Genomic DNA, 3758 nt, shown 5'->3' with positions numbered 1-3758 from the left:
CTGGGGAGGGTGTGGTGCGGAGGCGGTGGCGGTGCTGTGTCTGGGTGTTCCCGTGAGCGAAGCGAACGGGAGCTCGTCGGAGCGTGTCTCCGACGGTGGGCTGAAAGGGGCCGGGCGGTCCCACGAGCCTGCGAGCGGGACGTTGTCGGAGCTTGCCTCCGACTGTATTCGCGCTTGCTTGGTCGTCTGCGCGGGCAACTATCCGCGTGCGGTGCAGAACGCGGATATCCCGCGCAACGACCGCGAACGGGCGGGGGCTTTCTGGGTCTTCATCGTAGTCCTTGCCGTCACAAGAAATTCGGCTCGAAATCAGTTACGTAGCAATCCCTGTCGGTGACGAAGCTTTTTATGCGAGACCGAACCAAGGGACCCACAGCACCGTCAGCTCACTCAACCCATGCCCTACGATAGAAACGACGTTCGTCGCGCGTACGACCGAATCGCGGATGAGTACCTCGCCGAGCGAAGTGAAGACGACGACAGCGAGGACCTCGCGTTGTTGGAGGAGTTCTACATGCACCTCCCGGAGGACGCCCGCGTGCTCGACGCCGGTTGTGGTGCCGGTCGTCCCATCGCGCAACTGCTGGCGGGGGACGTCGATCTGGTCGGAATCGATTTCTCGCGCGAACAGATAGCCCGTGCCCGGAAGAACGTTCCCGAGGGGCGGTTCTGCCAAGCGGACATGACCGAACTCGGATTCGGGGATGGCACGTTCGACGGTATCTGTGCCTACCACTCGATAATTCACGTTCCGTCGGGCAACCATCCCGACGTGGCGAGGGAGTTCCGTCGTCTCCTGCGACCGGGTGGCCATCTCCTCCTCACGATCGGTTCCGAGGCGTGGGAGGGAAGCAACGACGATTGGCTCGGGACGGGTGTCGAAATGCACTGGAGCATCCCGTCACCGGACGAGAGCGAGCGAATTCTGGAGGAGTCAGGGTTCGAAATTCGCTGGCGACACACCGTAAACGACGAGATGGGCGGAACCGCCACTTTCGTCCTCGCACGGCGTACCGAGTCGGAAGAGACGAAGTAATTTCAGTCGTCGGACTCGCCGAGAGCGAGGGTCCCGTCGATCGGTCCGTCGGGCATCTCGGCGTCGAGTTCGGGTGGCATGCCGAGTTGATACTTCGATTCGTCTCCACCGCTTTCGCGCAGTTCCGTTCGACCGCGACGGATCTCAACGTCGTCGTTGAGGTGGAGGCGGACGGCTTCGAGGAGCGCGTCGGCTTCGAGCGGTTGGCCGCGTTCGCGCAGCGCTTCGACCGCGGCGTCGTCCGGGACGTTGAACACGCGCTGGGAGATAATGGGGCCCTGATCCAGATCGGTCGTCACGTAGTGGGCGGTGACGCCAGCGATGCGAGCACCCGCTTCCTTGGCCTGTCGGTAGGCTTTCGCGCCGGGAAACGCCGGGAGCAGGCTGGGGTGGATGTTGATGATGCGTCCCTCGTAGCGGAAGACGACGTTGGGGCTCAAAATGCGCATGAACCGCGCGAGGACGACGAGGTCGGTGTCGTAATCGTCCAGCAGGGAGAGCAACTGCTCTTCGTCGTGGACGCCGCCATCGTCGCCGACGTCGTGGAACGGGATTCCGTGCTCGGTCGCGAGCGGTTCGAGGTCGTCGTGGTTGCCGATGACGACTCCGATTTCGGCGTCGAACTCGTCGCGGGCGTCGAGCAGTCGCTGCAGGCAGTGGGACTCCTTCGTGACGAGGACAGCGACCTGTCGGGAGTCGCGTTCGGACGGAAAGCGGACGCGGACGTCCACGTCGAGGTCGTCGCCGAGGTCGGCGAGGTCGCGCCGGAGTCGGTGTTTGCTCACGTCCATGTCGCTCGTCTCGACGTGGACCGTCATCCGGAAGACGCCCTCGCGCACGGCTTGGTCGATGTCCTCGATGTTGATTCCGCGCTCGAAAAGGAGGGTCGTGACGTTGGCGACGAGTCCGGTATCGTCGTCGCCGACGACGGTGATTTCGGTTAGCTCTCGGTGGTTCATCGCTTCACCTGCCGGTTGCGAAATTGGGCCATAGAGGATGTGTATTGCGGTCGGTCGGCAAAAGTATTCGCTCCCATGCAAAATTTCCCGACCGTGCTGACAATCGTCAGGGGGTGCCTACACGGGTTCCCACTGCCAGGGAGCACCACGAACGTGTACAACGAATCGGTTCCAAAAGAGCTTTTGAACACGAACGCGCACGGTCAACCGATGACTGCTTACACCGCGACGGTGACGGTTCGGCTGAAGGCGGGCGTGCTCGACCCGGAGGCCGAAACGACCCGAGGAGCGCTCGAACGACTTGGTTTCGAACTGGAATCGCTGCGCTCGGCGGACGAGTTCGAAATCGACCTCGACGCCGAATCGTCCTCGGACGCGGAGGAACGCGTCGGCGAGATGGCCGAGCGCCTGCTGGCCAATCCGACGATTCACGACTACACGGTGGCCGTCGAGGAGCGATGACGGTCGCAATCGTCCAGTTCGGCGGGAGCAACTGCGACCGCGACGCGATTCGCGCGCTCACCCACATCGGCGTGGACGCGGAACTCGTCTGGCACGAGGACGACCTGCCGGAGGACACGACCGGCGTGATGCTGCCCGGTGGATTCTCCTACGGTGACTACCTCCGCGCGGGTGCCATCGCGGCAAACTCGCCCATCATGGGACAGGTGCGCGAAGCCGCGGAGTCAGGGATCCCCGTCCTCGGCGTCTGCAACGGCGCACAGATCGGCTGTGAGTCCGGACTCACGCCCGGCGCGTTCACGACCAACCGGAGCGCGCGCTTCCAGTGTGAACACGTCTACCTACGCGTCGAAAACGCCGATACGCCGTGGACCGCGGCCTACGAGGAAGGGGAAGTCATCGAAGTCCCCATCGCACACGGCGAGGGGCGCTTCGAAATCACCGACGAGAAGTACGAGGAACTCGACGCCGACGACCGTATCCTCTTCCGCTACTGCGACGAGAACGGCGTCGTCAACGACGAGACGAACCCCAACGGGTCGAAAGGTAGCGTGGCCGGAATTATCGGCGATTCGGATTCCGTCGCGGTCATGATGCCCCATCCCGAGAGAGCGACGCTCCCCGACATCGGCGGCACCGACGGCGAGGGCGTCCTCTACGGGTTCGCCTGAGCTTCGATTCTCGAAAGATCAGTTTTTCTCGGCTCAGCGTCCAGACGTGAACACGCCCGTCACGCGGGGGAGTTCGCGCGAAATCGCGTGGCGTTTCAGCAGGCAGAAGCCCGCGAAGACGATACAGAATCCGACGACGGTTAGAGGGGTAACCACCTCGTCGAGGAAGTACCATCCCGTGAGCGCCGCGAACAGCGGGGCAACGTACGAAACGAGGTTGATCTCGACTGCGCCCAGGCGATCGAGCAGGTCGAAGTAGATCAGAAACCCGATCGCGCTCGCGAAGATGGAGAGGTAGGCGATGGCGACGATCGCGTCGGGCGTCCACCGGATCGCCGAGAAAGATTCGCTCGGGCGGGCGACGCTGATGGCGTGCATCATGAGCGCGCCGAGGAGCATCGACCACGCTTCCATCGTCTCGATGGGGAGTTCGGCCTCGATTCGCTGCGTGAGGACGCTGCCGAGCGCGAACGAGAACGCGGCGAGGAACACGAGCAATTGCGGAATCACCGTCGTCGTCAGCGATTCACCCGAACCGGAGTTCGAGAGGCTGAGGACTGCCACACCGACGAATCCGAGGAGCAATCCGACGATTCCGGCGGGCGTAAGCCGCTCGCTGGGGAGGAATAT

General features: G+C 63.3%; 6 protein-coding genes. 4 read left to right on the top strand and 2 right to left on the bottom strand.

All coding sequences use genetic code 11. The features are described 5' to 3' along the window. Together WBV42_RS19400 and WBV42_RS19395 are read left to right on the top strand one after the other, a co-directional pair. Positions 1–337: hypothetical protein (locus WBV42_RS19400; RefSeq protein WP_423987495.1), on the top strand; the 337-nt coding region annotated here is incomplete at its 5' end. A gap of 60 nt (positions 338–397) precedes the next feature. Next, positions 398–1036 (top strand): class I SAM-dependent methyltransferase, encoded by a 639-nt coding sequence (locus WBV42_RS19395; RefSeq protein WP_253225344.1) that lies wholly within the window; start codon positions 398–400, stop codon positions 1034–1036. A gap of 2 nt (positions 1037–1038) precedes the next feature. On the opposite strand, the gene WBV42_RS19390 is transcribed toward WBV42_RS19395, so the two are convergent. Next, positions 1039–1995, bottom strand: a complete 957-nt coding sequence (locus tag WBV42_RS19390) for a formyltetrahydrofolate deformylase (protein WP_423987494.1) — start codon at positions 1993–1995, stop codon at positions 1039–1041. A gap of 210 nt (positions 1996–2205) precedes the next feature. Between WBV42_RS19390 and purS the strand changes: the two genes are divergently transcribed. Next, positions 2206–2457, top strand: coding sequence for a phosphoribosylformylglycinamidine synthase subunit PurS (gene purS / locus WBV42_RS19385; protein WP_423987493.1), 252 nt, complete (start codon positions 2206–2208; stop codon positions 2455–2457). After that, positions 2454–3128 carry a phosphoribosylformylglycinamidine synthase I gene (purQ, locus tag WBV42_RS19380; protein WP_423987492.1) on the top strand — a complete coding sequence of 225 codons (675 nt, stop codon included), beginning with the start codon at positions 2454–2456 and terminating at the stop codon, positions 3126–3128. Before purS ends, purQ begins: the two co-directional genes overlap by 4 nt. 33 nt (positions 3129–3161) lie before the next feature. On the opposite strand, the gene WBV42_RS19375 is transcribed toward purQ, so the two are convergent. Next, positions 3162–3758: DMT family transporter (locus tag WBV42_RS19375; protein ID WP_423987491.1), on the bottom strand; the 597-nt coding region annotated here is incomplete at its 5' end.

It is taken from the genome of Haladaptatus sp., assembly GCF_049589095.1.
Lineage (GTDB): Archaea > Halobacteriota > Halobacteria > Halobacteriales > Haladaptataceae > Haladaptatus.
The sequence above is the reverse complement of the archived record's forward strand: the minus strand, read 5'-3'. Positions and strand labels throughout refer to the sequence as shown.

Bases quoted from the DNA above. Each gene is read 5' to 3' on its own strand.
- purS (WP_423987493.1), top strand. From the start codon at position 2,206: ATGACTGCTTACACCGCGACGGTGACGGTTCGGCTGAAGGCGGGCGTG.
- WBV42_RS19395 (WP_253225344.1), top strand. From the start codon at position 398: ATGCCCTACGATAGAAACGACGTTCGTCGCGCGTACGACCGAATCGCG.
- purQ (WP_423987492.1), top strand. From the start codon at position 2,454: ATGACGGTCGCAATCGTCCAGTTCGGCGGGAGCAACTGCGACCGCGAC.
- WBV42_RS19390 (WP_423987494.1), bottom strand. From the start codon at position 1,995: ATGAACCACCGAGAGCTAACCGAAATCACCGTCGTCGGCGACGACGAT.